The organism is Pseudonocardia sp. ICBG601 (assembly GCF_020496245.1).
Genome location: NZ_JAHLJA010000152.1, coordinates 494,200 through 508,123, shown reverse-complemented (window position 1 = coordinate 508,123; position 13,924 = coordinate 494,200). Strand labels below are relative to the sequence as shown.

The following is a 13,924-nucleotide window of genomic DNA, read 5'->3' as shown; positions in this document are numbered from 1 at the left end:
GTGACCACCCCGCTGCGGCCACGTCCGGGTGTCCGGGCGTGGCCGCTCTACGTCGGCGGCTTCCTGGGCCCGTACGCCAGCACGATGGTCACGCCGATGGTGCACGAGGTCGCGACCGGCCTGGCCGGCACGCCCGAGGTGACGGCCGCGGCCGTCACGGCCTACATGCTCCCGTTCGCGGCGGTGATGCTGGTGTCGGGGACCCTCGCCGAACGCTGGGGCCGGGCCCGCACCATGCAGGTGTCGCTGGTGGCGTTCGTGGGTGCCTGCGTGTGCTGCGTGCTGGCCCCGACCGTCGAGTGGTTCCTCGCCGCCCGCGCGCTGCAGGGGGTGACGAACGCGTTCACCACGCCACTGCTGGTCGCCGCGATCACCGACCTGGTCCCGCGGGCCGGGCTCGGCCGGGCGCTGGGCTTCTTCGCCGGGATGCAGGCCGCCGGGCAGGCGGCGAGCCCGCTGGTGTCCGGGCCGTCGGCGGCGCTGGACTGGCGGCTGGCGTTCGTGTTCCCGGCCGTGGTCGCGGTGGTCCTGGCGGTGTTCCCGCCGACGATGACGGCCGGGCCCCGCCCCGCCGGGCCACCGCCGGTACGTGCGCTGCTGAACCGGAACCTGGCGCTGGCCTGCGGGCTGTCGTTCCTCTGCTACCTGGCGGCGGTGGGGCTGACGGTGCTGTCGATCCTGCGCGCCGAGGCCGACTTCGGGCTCGGGCCGTGGCAGCGAGGCCTGCTCGCGGCCGCGTTCGGTGTGGCCGGTCTGCTGGCCGCGCCGCTGCTGGGCCGGCGGCTGGACACGCTGGGACCGCGCCGGACCGGGGTGCTGATGAACCTCCTGCTGGCGGCCGGGCTGCTCCTCGCCGCGCTCGGGCCGACGGTGTGGCTGCTCGGGCTGGGCATTGCCGCGGTCGGCGCCGCGGTCACCGGTCTGCGCACGACGGTCAACGCCGTGGCGGCGACGAGCACCGTCGGCAACCGGGCGGGGGCGGCGTCACTGGCGCTGTCGGCCCAGTTCTTCGGCGGCGCGCTGGCGCCGCCGGTGTGGGTGCCGCTGTACGCCCACGCCGGGGCCGCGGGGTTCGCCGCCACCGCCGTCGCACCGGTGCTGGCGCTGGCGCTGCTGGCCGCGGTGCGGGTCAGGTCCAGCGGCGCAGCAGCGCCCGCTCGGCCAGACCGAGCAGCGCGTCGGTGAGCTTCCCCAGCACCGCGAGGAGCACGATCGCCAGCAGGAGGATGTCGGTGCGCCCGGTGTTCTGGCTGTCGATCAGCAGGAACCCGAGCCCGATCGACGACGCGATCAGCTCCGCCGCGACCAGGAACAGCCAGCCCTGCGCGAGCCCGAGCCGCAGCCCGGCGAGCGCGGGCGGCGCGATCGCCGGCAGCTGCACCTGCAGGAACAGTCGCAGGCCCGAGCGTCCGTAGGCGCGGCCGACCTCGACGAGCCGGTGGTCGACGTGGTCGAGTGCGGCCGCGACCGTCGTGTAGACGGGGAAGAACGCCCCGATCGCCACGAGAGTGATCTTCGGGGTCTCGCCGATGCCGAGCCACAGGAGCAGCAGCGGCACCCAGGCCAGCGAGGGCACCGCACGCAGCGCCTGCACGGTGGGGGCGAGGAGGGACCGCGCCCGGGAGGAGAGCCCGACGAGCCCACCCAGCAGCAGGCCCGCCCCTGCACCCGCGCCGAAGCCGAGCAGCACCCGCTGCACGCTGATCGCGACGTGCTGCCACAGCTCGCCGCGTCCGGCGAGCTCACCGAGTGCGGCGGCGACGTCGAGCGGGGCGGGCAGCTGCGCGGGAGAGAACCGTCCGGACGCCGCGAGCAGGTGCCAGCCGAGGACCAGCAGGACCGGCAGCACGAGGCCGGCGGCGGCGCCGGTGAGCAGCCTGCGACGCGTCGGCCGGTCCGGGGCGGCCGGTCCCGGCGTCGCCGGAGCCGGTGTGGGGCGGGTGCCCCTGGTCCCGGTGACGGTCACAGCCGGCTCCCGTCCGACCGGGTGCCGGCGGCCTGCTCGGCGAAACGTGGCTCGAACAGGGTGTCCAGCGCGGTGCGGGCGTCGCTCTCGGAGCGGACCAGGTTCTCCGACACCAGGATCGGCAGCAGTCGCTCCAGCACCGCCCGCTGGTCGGGGCCGGGGACCGGGTCGATGTCGAGCCGGGTGCGCTCGGTGAGCTGCTTGCGGGCGACGGCCGGGTCGATGGACGCGGCCCGGGCCAGCGTCGCCACGGCCTCGTCGGGGTTCTCGGCGATCCAGGCCCGCGCCCGCTCGTAGGCCCGCACGACGACGGCCGCGGTGTCCGGGTCGCGTTCCAGGAACGACTCGGTGGCGTTGAGCAGCCCGTAGGAGTTGAAGTCGAGGTTGCGGTAGACCAGCCGCGACCCCACGGAGAGCTCGGACTGCGCCATGAACGGGTCGAGACCGGCCCAGGCGTCGACGTCGCCCCGCTCCAGCGCGGTGCGCCCGTCGGAGTGCTGCAGGTTCACGATCTCGACGTCGTCGCGGTCGAGCCCGGCCCGCGCGAGAGTCTGTACGAGGAAGAAGTACGGGTCGGTGCCCTGGGTGACGGCGACCTTGCGCCCGCGCAGCTGCGCCGGGTCGGTGATCGCCGAGCCGGCGGGCACCACGATCGCGGACCACTCGGGCCGGGAGTAGACGTCGATCGAGCGGATCGGGGACCCGTTGGCGCGGGCCAGCAGCGCCGGGGTGCCCGCCGTCGAGCCGACGTCGATCACCCCGGCCCGCAGGTTCTCGTTGGCCTTGTTCGACCCCTGCGAGAGCACCCACTCCACGTTGTCCCGGCCGAGCTCCTGCTCCAGCCAGCCCTGCTCGCGGATCACCAGGCTCTCGGGGTTGTAGTAGGCGTAGTCCAGCCGGACCGCGGCCGCTCCGCCTCCGGAGTCCCCGGCGACGGTGCCGTCGGCGTTCTCCCCGGCCGCGCAGCCGGCGAGCAGCAGCAGGGCGAGCAGGGCGGGCAGGACGGTGCGCAGCGGGCGCATGGTCGGTCTCCCGTTCATCGCTGGGTGGGGATGCGGCTGTGCTGGGCGGGGACGCCGAGGCGGGACAGCAGGTCCGCACGCAGCGCCGTCGCGGCGGGGTCGGAGCGGTCGCGGGGGCGTGGCGACGGCGGCCGCAGCGTGTGCACCACCGCGGCACCTCGGTCGGGGGCCGCCCGACCGAGGACGACGACCCGGTCGGCGAGGTGCAGGGCCTCGTCGACGTCGTGGGTCACGAGCAGCACGGTCGCCCCGGAGGCGCGCTGCAGGTCGTCGACCAGGTCCTGCATCCGCAGCCGGGTCAGTGCGTCGAGCGCGGCGAACGGCTCGTCGAGCAGCAGCACCCCGGGGGTGCGGACGAGCGCGCGGGCGAGCCCGGCCCGCTGGGCCATGCCGCCGGAGACGGCCCGTGGCCGGTACCCGGCGAACTCGGCGAGCCCCACCGCCTCCAGCGCGCGGGCGACGGCGTCGGCCCGCTCGTCACGGGGTGTGCGGTCGGGAAGCCCGAACGCGACGTTGTCGGCGAGGGTGCGCCAGGGCAGCAGCCGCGGCTCCTGGAAGACGACGGCGGCACGGCCCTGCACGCCGTCGACGCGCTCGTCGTCGACCCGGACCTCGCCTGCGGACGGGTGGTCGAGACCGGCGACGAGCCGCAGCAGGGTCGACTTGCCGCAGCCGGAGGCGCCCAGCAGGGCGACGACCTCACCGGCGGCGACGTCGAGGTCGACCTCGTCGAGCACGACGCGGCGGTCGGGACCGGAGCCGAAGGCGCGGTCGACGGCGGACAGGCGGACGGACGCGGGCGGCGCCCACGTGGTGGCGGTCTGCACGACGGGAGTCCTGTTCGGGCGCGACGGGGACGGACGGCGGTGGTCGCGTCAGGCCCGACAGGTCGCGCCGGCGAGGTACCCGAGGTCGAGCCAGATGCGGCCGACCAGCAGGTCGCCCACGCTCGGTCCGGGAAGTCGCACGCGGAGATCATACGAACGGGTGAACGAATTCGGAAAGCGATGGTGAGTTTCGTCGTCTCCGTACGAATCCGGTGCGCCGTCGTGTTAGGCGATCACTCGACGGAGTGGTCGGTCCGTCCGGGACGCCGCCGGCCCCTGGATCGGCCGCGAGCCGGAGGGCGACGACGACACCACGACGTCCGGCCCGGCTCGGCACGACCGGGCCGTTCGCGCGGCGGGTCGTGCGCCGGGCTCGGCGCGAACGGGCCGTTCGTGCCGACCTACGGGACGAACGGCCCGCTCGTGCAGCGGGGAGCGGGACCGCGGGCCGGGAGGGCAGCCGGGTCAGGCGGGGGTCGGGCCCCGGCGCCGCGCGTGGACGGCGGCGGGGTGGTCGGCCCGGACCCGGGCCTGACCGGCGCCCTGCAGGTGCTCGCGCAGCGTCGCACCCTCCGGCGCCTCGGCCAGGACCCCGCGCCGGCGCAGCTCGGGCACCACGTGCTCGACGACGTCGGCGAAGGTGCCCGGGGTGACGGCGTAGGCCAGGTTGAACCCGTCGACGTCGGCGACCTCGGCCCAGCGCTCCAGCTCGTCGGCGACCGTCTGCGGCCCGCCCACGACGACCGCGCCCATCCCGCCGATCCCGATGTGCTCGGCGATCGCCCGCGGCGTCCACTCACGGGTCGGGTCCGCGGTGGTGAACAGCTCCACCGCGCTGCGGATGGCCTCGGTCTCGGCGAACCGCAGCGGCTCGTCCGGGTCCATGGTGGACAGGTCGAGGCCCGACCAGCCGCCGTAGAGGGTGAGCGCGCCCTCCAGGCTGACGTACTGCGCGAGGTCGGCCCAGCGCTCCCGGGCCTGCTCGTCGGTGGCGCCGGTGATCACGGTGACCATCGTGAAGACCTTCACCGCGCGTGGGTCGCGGCCCTGCGCGGCGGTCTGCCTGCGCAGCTCGGCGACCCGCGGCGCCAGGGTCTCCGGGGTGGGGGAGATGACGAAGACGCCCTCGGCGTGCCGGGCGGCGAACGTCGTGCCGCGCGACGACGCACCGGCCTGGAAGATCGTCGGGGTGCGCTGCGGCGACGGCTCGGTGAGCCCGATGCCGGGCACGTCGAAGAACTCGCCGTGGTGGTCGATCGGGCGGACCTTCGCCGGGTCGGTGTAGACGCCCTTCTCCCGGTCGAGCAGCACCGCGTTGTCGTCCCAGGAGGCCTCCCACAGCTGGTAGACGACCTCCATGAACTCGTCGGCGACGTCGTAGCGCCGGTCGTGCGGCACCTGCTTCTCCAGGCCCAGGTTGCGGGCCGCGGACTCCAGGTAGGAGGTCACGACGTTCCACGCGACCCGGCCCCGGGTGTAGTGGTCCAGCGTGGAGAACCGGCGCGCCAGGGCGTAGGGCTTCTCGTAGGTCAGCGAGACGGTGATCCCGAAGCCGAGCCGCTCGGTGACCGCGGCCATCGCCGACACCGCCAGCGTCGGGTCCCCGACGGGGACCTGCACGCCGTCGCGGATCGCCGGTTCGGGGCCGTCGCGGTAGACGTCGTAGAGCCCGACGACGTCGGCGACGAACAGGCTGGTGAACCCGCCGCGCTCCAGCAGCTGCGCCAGATCGGTCCAGTAGCGCAGGTCGTGGAAGGTGTGCGAGCGGTCCTCGGGGTGGCGCCACAGCCCGGGCGACTGGTGCCCGGCGCAGGTCATGTCGAAGGCGTTGAGGTGCAGCCGTCGCGGGTGGCCGGTCATCGCTTGCCCGCGCTCCAGGCGTAGGGCAGGTCGGTGCCGTTGAGCACGTGGTCACCGATGGACTGCAGCTTGTAGATCAGCGGGTTGTGCGTGGAGATGACCCGGGCGTTGCGCCAGTGCCGGTCCAACCGGAGCTTCTCCGAGGTGATCGAGGCACCGCCGACCTCGAACAGCTCGGTCGTCGCGTCGAGCACCGCCGGGATGACCGCGGCCTGGGCGTGGGCGACGTCGAGCTCCACCCGGTCGAGCAGCTCCGCGTCCTCCCCGCCCGCGGCCAGCAGCGCGTCGAGCTGCTCGGCGATGGTCAGCACCAGGGCGCGCGAGGACCACGCGGCGGCCGAGAGCCGGCCGATGACCTGCTGCACCAGCGGGTCGTGGCGGGGCAGATCGGCCGGGGCGTGGGTGAAGGTGCGGGTGCGCTCGCGGACCCAGGCGGCGACGTCGTCGGTGGCGCGCCGGGCGATCCCGGCGAGCACGGCGAGCTGCACGAGCTGCAGGTAGGAGGTGCCCCAGCCGCGGCCCTCGGTGCCGTAGCCGGGGCCGAGGACCCGGTCGCGGGCGACCGCGACGCCCCGGAAGTCGGTGGTGCCGCTGGCGGTGAGGCGCTGGCCGAAGCCGTCCCAGTCGTCGTGCTGCACGACGCCCTCGGCGTCGCCGTCGACGAGCACGGACACGCGCTCCCCGTCGAGGTCGGCGGCGACCAGGATCTGGTCGGCGTAGAGGCTGCCGGTCGAGTAGTACTTGGTGCCGTCGAGCCGGTAGCCGTCGCCGTCGGGGGTCAGCGTCGTGCGGTACCGGTCGATCGCGCCGACGCCGGGCTCGGTGATCGCGTTCCCGACCAGTCCACCCTCCGCGACGGCGGCGAGGCGGGCGTCGCGGTCGGCGCCCGGTGCGGCGAGCAGCAGGTCGTCGACGTACCACCAGTGCACGCGCAGCGCCTGGGGCAGGTTCGACTCCGCGGCGGCGAGGTCGACGAGCAGCCGGAACTGCTGGCGCACCGTGGCGCCGTAGCCGCCGAGCTCCACGGGCAGCCGCAGCGCGCCGAAGCGCTCCGCCCGCAGCGCGGCGACCTCGTCGCGGGCGAGGGCCCGGCCCTGCTCACGGGCCACCGCGCCCTGCGCGATCCGCGCGAACACCGGCGCGAAGACGGCGTCGAGCTGCTCGTCGGTCCAGGCGGCGCGGCCGTCGGTGCCGGTGGGGGCGGGGGAGGTGGTGGTCACGGGAGGTCCTTCCGGTGGGGCGGCGACGCGCCGGGGCACGACGGCGGCGCGGTGGCGCCGGGGTGGGGTACGGGTGGGTGCCGCGGTGCGGGGCCGGCGGTCCGCGGGGACGTCCGGGCCCCGTCGGGCCGGCGGCGGGCGGGGGCCCGGCGGCCGCGACGGCCGCCGGTGGTCCCGGGGGCGGTCCCGCAGGACCGGGCGCGGTACGGATCCCGGTCGGCGAGGGCGTGGCCTCAGCGGCGACGGGCCGAGCGCCGACACAGCGCCGACGCCACGCGCGCGAGGTCGACATGGCCTCGCGTGGTCAGCAGCACCGATCCGGTCACGGACGCCACGGTAGCCGTGACCGGCGCCGTCACCCAAGGGGACGGGGACCCGGATCACCGGCGTCCTGCCTGGTGGGAGGCATGATCCGGGTCGTCCGGACAGGTGTCCCGCGGGCTGGACGGTCCACTGTGGAACACCCTGTGACCGTCGTCCCGGCCGACTTGCGCCGGCGGGTGCGGCACTGTTCCGTCTCCCGGATGGGAGTCACCCTGCACTGGTTCCTGCCCACCATGGGCGACGGCCGCCACCTCGTCGGGGGAGGCCACGGCAACGCGACCGGGTCCGCCGGCGCCATCCGTCCCGCCTCGATCGAGTACCTCACCACGGTCGCCCGGGCCGCGGAACAGGCCGGGTTCGACGGCGCGCTCACCCCGACCGGCGCCTGGTGCGAGGACGCGTGGCTCACCACCGCGATGCTCGTCGCGCACACCGAGCGCCTGAAGTTCCTCGTCGCGTTCCGGCCCGGATCGATCTCCCCGACCCTGGCCGCCCAGCAGGCCGCGACCTTCCAGCGCCACTCCGGCGGCCGGCTGCTGCTCAACGTCGTCACCGGCGGCGAGTCCCGCGAGCAGCGCGCCTACGGCGACTTCCTCGACAAGGACGCCCGCTACGCCCGGACGGGCGAGTTCCTCTCGGTCGTGACCCGGCTGTGGCGCGGCGGGACCGTCGACCTCGACGGCGAGCACGTCCGGGTCGAGACGGCGTCGCTGTCGCGGCTGCCCGACCCGGTCCCGCCGGTCTACTTCGGCGGGTCCTCCCCGGCCGCGGGTGACGTCGCCGCCGAGCACGCCGACGTGTACCTCACCTGGGGCGAGCCCGTGGAGGCCGTCCGGGAGAAGATCGGCTGGATCCGGAAGCTCGCCGCCGACCGCGGGCGCACCGTGCGCTTCGGGATCCGGCTGCACGTGATCACCCGCGACACCGCCGCCGAGGCGTGGGCGCAGGCGCAGAAGCTCCTCGACGCGCTCGACCCCGCGACGATCGCCGGGGTGCAGGCGGGGCTCGCGGCCTCGGAGTCGGAGGGGCAGCGCCGGATGCGGGCCCTGCACGGCGGGGTCAAGACCTCCGTCGAGGACCTGACGATCGCGCCGAACCTGTGGGCCGGGGTCGGCCTGGTCCGCGGCGGCGCGGGCACCGCACTCGTCGGGAGCCACACCGAGGTCGCCGACCGGATCGCGGAGTACCACGAGGCCGGGATCGACGAGTTCGTCCTCTCCGGGTACCCGCACCTGGAGGAGGCGTGGTGGATGGGCGAGGGCGTCATGCCGGTGCTGCGTGAGCGCGGCCTGTGGACCCCGCCCGACGGCGCCCCGGCCGACGCCGGATCGGCCCGGTCCGTCCCGTTCGCCGCCGACTACCGGACGTGAGCACCCTCGTCCCGGTGCGGGAGACGCCCCCACCCCGCTCACGTGGCGCGGGGTGGGGGCGTCGGGGTCAGGAGCCGGCGGGGGCGCGCAGGTCCTCGATCGCGGAGGCCACGTCGACCGGGGTGCGCAGCACGCCGTAGGCGGAGTAGCGGTCGGCGACCCCCTGCAGCTCGGCGACGAGCTCCGGGGACAGCGGCTGGGTGTCGCGCAGCGCCCGCTGCGCCATCAGGTCGGCCACCGCGGCCGGCCGCTTCGTCAGCTCCGCGTAGATCGCGGCGTTCTGCTGCTGGTGCTCCCGGGCCCACTGCAGGGCACGGCCGTAGCGCTCGGTGAAGTCGGTGAGCGCGGCGCGGGTGCCCGCGTCCTCCAGCGCCGCCGTGTTGGCGTCGAGGAAGGTCAGCCCGGTGCCGAGGCCCTTCGCGTCGCGCAGGATCCGCGCGCCGGACTCCTGCTGCGCGACCGCGGTGTAGGGGTCCCAGGTGGACCAGGCGTCGATCGCACCCGAGTTCATCGCGGCGGCCGCGTCGACCGGCTGCAGGAACGAGATCGTCACCTCGTCCGGCCGCACGCCGGCCTCCTCCAGCGCCCGCAGCAGCAGGTAGTGGCCGATGCTGCCCTGGGTGGTCGGCGAGACCTTCTTCCCGCGCAGGTCGGCGACCGACCGGATCGGGGAGTCCTTCGGCACGAGCAGCGCGAGGCCGCCCTGGCTGGGGGAGCGGGTCGCCTCGACGATCTTGATGCGGTCGGTGGAGGACAGCGCGGTCAGGGTGGGTGCGTCGCCGGCGATGCCGACGTCGATCGCCTCGCCGCGCAGTGCCTCCAGCAGCGGCGCGGCGGCCGGGAACTGCGCCCACTCCACCCGGTAGGGGGCGCCGTCGAGGGCGCCGGAGGCGTTCACCAGCGCCTGCTGGATGCCGGCCTGGTCGCCGACCCGCAGGGTGACCTGCGACAGGTCGGCCGGGCCGTCGTCGGCGGCGCCGGAGCAGCCGGTGAGCAGCAGCGCCAGCGCGGCGAGCACGGCGGGCAGGGCGAGCAGCGGTCGGCGGGTCACGGGGTGGTCTCCGGGTCGGTGAGCGGGGTGAGCGAGGGGAGGTTCACGACGATCCCCTCCTGGGTGCTGCGGGAGATCACGACGACGGCCGGCACCTCCGGGTCGGGGTTCTCCTCGCGGTGCGGGACCCACGGCGGCACGAACACGTAGTCGCCGGGCTCGGTCTGCAGGACCACCTCGCCGGTGCCGTCGTGGAAGACGAACCGCGGCCGGCCGGAGACGACGTAGATCGAGGTCTCCGCCTCGCCGTGGTGGTGGTCCCCGGAGTTCGTGGCGGGCGCGACGTGCGTCTCACCGGTCCAGAGCTTCGACGAGCCGACGGTCCGTCCGCTCACCGCCTCGCGGCGGGACATGCCGCTGGTCTGGGCGGTGTCGGCGGACAGCTCGGCGCCCCGGACGAGGTGCACCCGGGCGTGGTCGGGCGGGGTGGGAACGAGGTCGGGGTGGAACGGGTCGGTCCCGTGCGGGTGCGTGGTCACCGGGTATCGCCCTCCAGGGCGGTCAGGGTGCGGGTGGTCAGGAAGTCGGCGACGGTGCGTTCCAGGTCCGCCCACAGCGGCGCGGCCGGACCGCCGTCGCGGACCTGGGCGATCGAGCCCTCGGTGGCGCGCACGACGTCGGCGACGGTGATCTCCGCGGCCGGCCGGGCCAGCCGGTAGCCGCCCTCGCAGCCGCGGCGGCTGGTCACCAGGCCGGCCCGGCGCAGCGCGAGCATCACGTTGACCAGCGAGTTCAGCGGGACGCCGCGGGCGCGCGCCATCGCGTCGCAGGTGACGGTCGCGCCGTCGGCGGCGACGAGCTCGGCCAGTGCGCGCATCGCGTGGTCCAGCCGCGCCGAGACGGTCAGCGGCGCGGCGCGGCGCGCGCGGACCGGTTCCGCCGCGGCGGTCGGCGTCTCCTCGGCGAACCGGGCGCCCTTGGCGAGGCGCTCGAGGAACTGCACGAGCCGGGCGGCGACGATCCGGTGGAACTGGTCGTTGAGCACGTCGTGCACCCCGTCGACGACGACGGCGACGTCGTCGCCCGGGCGGGCCAGCGCCCGGATCCCGGCAACCGGGGCCACCGGGTCGGCGTCGCCGTGCAGCCACAGCACGGGGGAGCCGGGCAGCGGGTCCGACGGCGGCGGGGGCGGCGCCTGCGCGAACGCGCCCCAGGTGAAGTCGGGGTCGGACTCGAGCAGCCCACGGTGCACCGGGCAGGCGGTGCGGGCGTCGAGCTCCCCGGCCCGGTCCGCCGGCGGTGCCCCCGGGGCGCCGGTGGGCAGCCCCGCCAGCACGAGCCCGTCCGGCCGGACGGTGGCGGCCAGCTCCCAGGCGCGCAGCGCACCGGTGTCGGACCCGAGCAGCACCCGGGCCCTGGTCGCGCCGGCCAGCGCGGCGCCGACCTCGTCCACCCCGGCGCCGGGGCCGGGCACGGCGAGGGTCCAGCCGTCGACGGCGAGCCGTCGGCCGAGCCGGGCGTAGAGACCGGGGTGCTCCCCCCGGCCGGTCAGGACGGCGACGGTGCCGCGCGAGGTGCCCTCGGGGGTCCACACGGTGCCGGCGGTGGCGGGTGCGCTCACGCGGGGACCCCCACCCCGGCGCCGCGGCGGGCGAGCTCGGCGCGCACGGCGGGCAGCAGCTCGCTGCCGTAGCGGCGGGCGTCGTCGATCGGGTCGTAGCCGCGGATCAGCAGGGTGGTGACCCCGATGTCGGCGTAGTCGGCGAGCGCCGCGGCGACGGTGTCCGGGGTGCCGACGAGCGCGGTGGAGTTGCCGGCCGCGCCGGAGGCGGCCGCGGTGGCGGTCCACAGGCAGCGGTCGTGCAGCTCACCGGCCTCGGCGGCGGCGAGCAGCCGCTGCGAGCCGACGTTGGCCGGTGCCCCCGGCTCGCGCATCCGGGTGCCGGTGAACGAGCCGTGCCCGCCCCGGGCGGCGACGATCCGGTCCCGGACGTCGTGCGCGCGGGCCCACGCCTGCTCCTCGGTGTCGCCGAGGATCGGGCGGAAGGACACGCTGATCCGGGGCGGCTCGGTGCGGCCCGCGGCGCGGGCGGCGTCGTGCACCCGGGCGATCTGCTCGGCGGTCCCGGCGAGGGGCTCGCCCCAGAGCGCGAAGACGTCGGCGTGCCGCCCGCCGACCCGGTACGCGGCGTCGGAGGACCCGCCGAAGTAGACCGGGATCGGGCCGAGCGGACGGATCTCCTGGGCGACGCCGGCGACCCGGTAGTGCTCGCCGGCGTGGTCGAAGGGCTCGGGGTCGGTCCAGGCCCGGCGGACGACCGAGAGGTACTCGTCGGTGCGGGCGTAGCGCTCGTCCTTGTCCAGCCAGTCGCCGTCGCGGCGCTGGTCGGTGTCGCTGCCCCCGGAGATGACGTGCATCGCGACCCGGCCGCCACCGCTGACGTGGTCCAGCGTCGCGTACTGGCGGGCGGCCAGGGTGGGCGCGGTGAAGCCGGGCCGGTGCGCGACCAGGAAGCCGAGCCGGTCGGTGTGCGCGACGGCGTAGGCGGCGACCTGCAGCCCGTCGGGCGTCGACGACGAGTGCCCGATGAGGACCTTGTCGAAGCCGGCCTCCTCGTGGGCGGCGGCGAACCGGCGGACGACGGCCGGGTCCAGGACGGGGCCGGTGGCGGGCCGGATCTCGGAGACCTCCTGGGTCCCGATCATGCCGATGAACTCGATGCTCACGCTCGCTCCTGGGGTCGGTGCACGCCGAGCCTGCCGAGCAGGTCGGCCCGCAGGTGCTGGAAGGCGGGGTCGGTGACGTCGCGCGGGCGGGGGAACGGGACCGGCGCGTCGTGCGCGATCCGGCCCCCGTCCATCACCAGGACGCGGTCGGCCAGGACGAGCGCCTCCTCCACGTCGTGGGTCACCAGCAGCACCGCGCAGCGGTGGCGCTGCCACAGCTCGTCGACGAGCCCGCGGGCGGTGATCCGGGTGAGCGCGTCGAGCGCGGAGAACGGCTCGTCGAGCAGCAGCAGGTCCGGGTCGCGGACCAGGGCGCGGGCCAGCGCGGCCCGCTGCGCCTCGCCGCCGGACAGGACCTTGGGCCACACGTCGGTGCGGTGGGCGAGGCCGACCTCGGTCAGCGCGGCCACGGCACGGGCGCGGTCCGGCCGCCCGGGCAGGCCCAGCACGACGTTGCGCCACACCTTCTTCCACGGCAGCAGGCGCGGGGCCTGGAAGCCGACGGCGCGGCGCCGGGCGACGGTGACCTCCCCGCTGACGTCGTTGTCGAGGTCGGCCAGGATCCGCAGCAGGGTGGACTTGCCGCAGCCCGAGGCGCCGAGCAGGGCGACGAACTCGCCGGGCTCGATGTCCAGGTCGAGGTCGGTCAGGACGGCCCGGTCACCGAAGTGCCGGCTCAGGCCGCGGACCGAGACGGGCCTCACCGCCCGCTGAACGCCGGTCGCCACGACAGCAGCCCCCTCTCCAGCGTGCGCACGACGAGGTCGCCGACCAGCCCGAGCACCGCGTAGAGCGCGAGGCAGACGACGATCACGTCGGTCTGGAAGAACTCCCGGGCGGTGTTCATCTCGTAGCCGATCCCCGACGTCGCGTTGATCGTCTCGCCGAAGACCAGGGCGAGCCACGCGGTGCCGAGCGAGTAGCGCAGCCCGACCAGGAACTGGGGCATCGCCGACGGCAGGATCACGTGCCGGACCTGGCCGAACCAGCCCAGGCCGAGCGTGCGGGCGGCCTCGACGAGCGTCGCGTCGACGTTGCGGATGCCGCCGAACAGGTTCATGTAGAGCGGGAAGGTCACCGCCAGCGCGATCAGCGCGATCTTGGGCTCCTCGCCGATGCCGAACCAGATGATCAGCAGCGGGATGAGCCCGATGACCGGCACCGTGCGCAGCATCTGGACGGGGGCGTCGATGACGTCCTCGCCGCGGCGGAACAGCCCGGAGAGGGTCGCGAGCAGGACCGCGGCGACGACACCGATCGCGATGCCGGACAGCACCCGCACGCTCGACACCGCCACCGCGCTCTGCAGCGCACCGTCGGCCCACATCTCGGCGGCCGTGACCGCGACGGTCGCGGGGGAGGCGAGGACGTCGCGCGGGAGGACGCCGGTGCTCGACAGCACCTGCCACAGCCCGATGAGCACGACCGGGGACGCGGTCTTGACCACCCAGCGGGGGACCCGGTCCGGTCCGCGGGTGTGCCGGGTGCGGAGGGTCTCGACCTCGGGCGGGGAGCTGGTGCGCTCCCGTTCGGAGACGGTCGTCATGGGGGCTCCTGGGGTTCGGAGGGCACGCCGGCCGGCCCGGGCGGTGCGGGTGCCGGGCGGAGGTGGCGGGC

Annotated in this window: 14 protein-coding genes; 2 read left to right on the top strand and 12 right to left on the bottom strand. The window is 75.6% G+C overall.

Annotated elements, in window-relative coordinates; genetic code table 11:
• Complete coding sequence (locus KPL57_RS52725) at positions 1–1,185, top strand: MFS transporter (protein ID WP_226357923.1); 1,185 nt, start codon at positions 1–3, stop codon at positions 1,183–1,185.
• Here the strand turns inward: KPL57_RS52725 and KPL57_RS70905 are convergent.
• From KPL57_RS70905 to KPL57_RS73010, 6 genes are all read right to left on the bottom strand, one after another.
• Positions 1,130–1,966 (bottom strand): ABC transporter permease, encoded by an 837-nt coding sequence (locus KPL57_RS70905; protein WP_226357922.1) that lies wholly within the window; start codon positions 1,964–1,966, stop codon positions 1,130–1,132. The genes KPL57_RS52725 and KPL57_RS70905 overlap by 56 nt on opposite strands.
• Positions 1,963–3,006 carry an aliphatic sulfonate ABC transporter substrate-binding protein gene (locus KPL57_RS52715; protein WP_226357921.1) on the bottom strand — a complete coding sequence of 348 codons (1,044 nt, stop codon included), beginning with the start codon at positions 3,004–3,006 and terminating at the stop codon, positions 1,963–1,965. Before KPL57_RS52715 ends, KPL57_RS70905 begins: the two co-directional genes overlap by 4 nt.
• Positions 3,003–3,815, bottom strand: coding sequence for an ABC transporter ATP-binding protein (locus KPL57_RS52710; protein ID WP_374203911.1), 813 nt, complete (start codon positions 3,813–3,815; stop codon positions 3,003–3,005). The genes KPL57_RS52715 and KPL57_RS52710 overlap by 4 nt, the downstream gene beginning before the upstream one ends.
• Positions 3,816–4,280: 465 nt before the next feature.
• Positions 4,281–5,675 carry an LLM class flavin-dependent oxidoreductase gene (locus KPL57_RS52705; protein WP_226357920.1) on the bottom strand — a complete coding sequence of 465 codons (1,395 nt, stop codon included), beginning with the start codon at positions 5,673–5,675 and terminating at the stop codon, positions 4,281–4,283.
• Positions 5,672–6,895 carry an acyl-CoA dehydrogenase family protein gene (locus tag KPL57_RS52700; protein WP_226357919.1) on the bottom strand — a complete coding sequence of 408 codons (1,224 nt, stop codon included), beginning with the start codon at positions 6,893–6,895 and terminating at the stop codon, positions 5,672–5,674. Before KPL57_RS52700 ends, KPL57_RS52705 begins: the two co-directional genes overlap by 4 nt.
• Before the next feature lie 233 nt (positions 6,896–7,128).
• Positions 7,129–7,221, bottom strand: coding sequence for a putative leader peptide (locus KPL57_RS73010; protein ID WP_337825862.1), 93 nt, complete (start codon positions 7,219–7,221; stop codon positions 7,129–7,131).
• Between the two features lie 198 nt (positions 7,222–7,419).
• Here KPL57_RS73010 and KPL57_RS52695 point away from each other — a divergent pair, with 198 nt between their 5' ends.
• A complete protein-coding gene (locus KPL57_RS52695; RefSeq protein ID WP_226357918.1) occupies positions 7,420–8,589 on the top strand; it encodes an LLM class flavin-dependent oxidoreductase in 1,170 nt (389 codons plus the stop codon).
• Between the two features lie 67 nt (positions 8,590–8,656).
• Here the strand turns inward: KPL57_RS52695 and KPL57_RS52690 are convergent, their stop codons facing one another.
• From KPL57_RS52690 to KPL57_RS52665, 6 genes are all read right to left on the bottom strand, one after another.
• Positions 8,657–9,640, bottom strand: a complete 984-nt coding sequence (locus tag KPL57_RS52690) for an ABC transporter substrate-binding protein (protein WP_226357917.1) — start codon at positions 9,638–9,640, stop codon at positions 8,657–8,659.
• Positions 9,637–10,047 (bottom strand): cupin domain-containing protein, encoded by a 411-nt coding sequence (locus KPL57_RS52685; protein ID WP_226358036.1) that lies wholly within the window; start codon positions 10,045–10,047, stop codon positions 9,637–9,639. The genes KPL57_RS52690 and KPL57_RS52685 overlap by 4 nt, the downstream gene beginning before the upstream one ends.
• A 68-nt stretch (positions 10,048–10,115) precedes the next feature.
• Positions 10,116–11,201 (bottom strand): Rrf2 family transcriptional regulator, encoded by a 1,086-nt coding sequence (locus KPL57_RS70900; protein WP_226357916.1) that lies wholly within the window; start codon positions 11,199–11,201, stop codon positions 10,116–10,118.
• Positions 11,198–12,307: an LLM class flavin-dependent oxidoreductase gene (locus tag KPL57_RS52675; RefSeq protein WP_226357915.1), complete on the bottom strand. Its 1,110-nt coding sequence runs from the start codon at positions 12,305–12,307 to the stop codon at positions 11,198–11,200. Before KPL57_RS52675 ends, KPL57_RS70900 begins: the two co-directional genes overlap by 4 nt.
• Entirely contained in the window at positions 12,304–13,035 is a 732-nt protein-coding gene (locus KPL57_RS52670) for an ABC transporter ATP-binding protein (RefSeq protein ID WP_073574353.1), read from the bottom strand. The genes KPL57_RS52675 and KPL57_RS52670 overlap by 4 nt, the downstream gene beginning before the upstream one ends.
• Positions 13,008–13,853, bottom strand: coding sequence for an ABC transporter permease (locus KPL57_RS52665; protein ID WP_208827110.1), 846 nt, complete (start codon positions 13,851–13,853; stop codon positions 13,008–13,010). Before KPL57_RS52665 ends, KPL57_RS52670 begins: the two co-directional genes overlap by 28 nt.
• Between the last annotated feature and the right edge of the window lie 71 nt (positions 13,854–13,924).

What these genes read in the sequence shown, in the direction of transcription:
- KPL57_RS52715 (WP_226357921.1), bottom strand. Translation starts at nt 3,006, where the DNA reads ATGAACGGGAGACCGACCATGCGCCCGCTGCGCACCGTCCTGCCCGCC.
- KPL57_RS52705 (WP_226357920.1), bottom strand. Translation starts at nt 5,675, where the DNA reads ATGACCGGCCACCCGCGACGGCTGCACCTCAACGCCTTCGACATGACC.
- KPL57_RS52695 (WP_226357918.1), top strand. Translation starts at nt 7,420, where the DNA reads ATGGGAGTCACCCTGCACTGGTTCCTGCCCACCATGGGCGACGGCCGC.
- KPL57_RS52665 (WP_208827110.1), bottom strand. Translation starts at nt 13,853, where the DNA reads ATGACGACCGTCTCCGAACGGGAGCGCACCAGCTCCCCGCCCGAGGTC.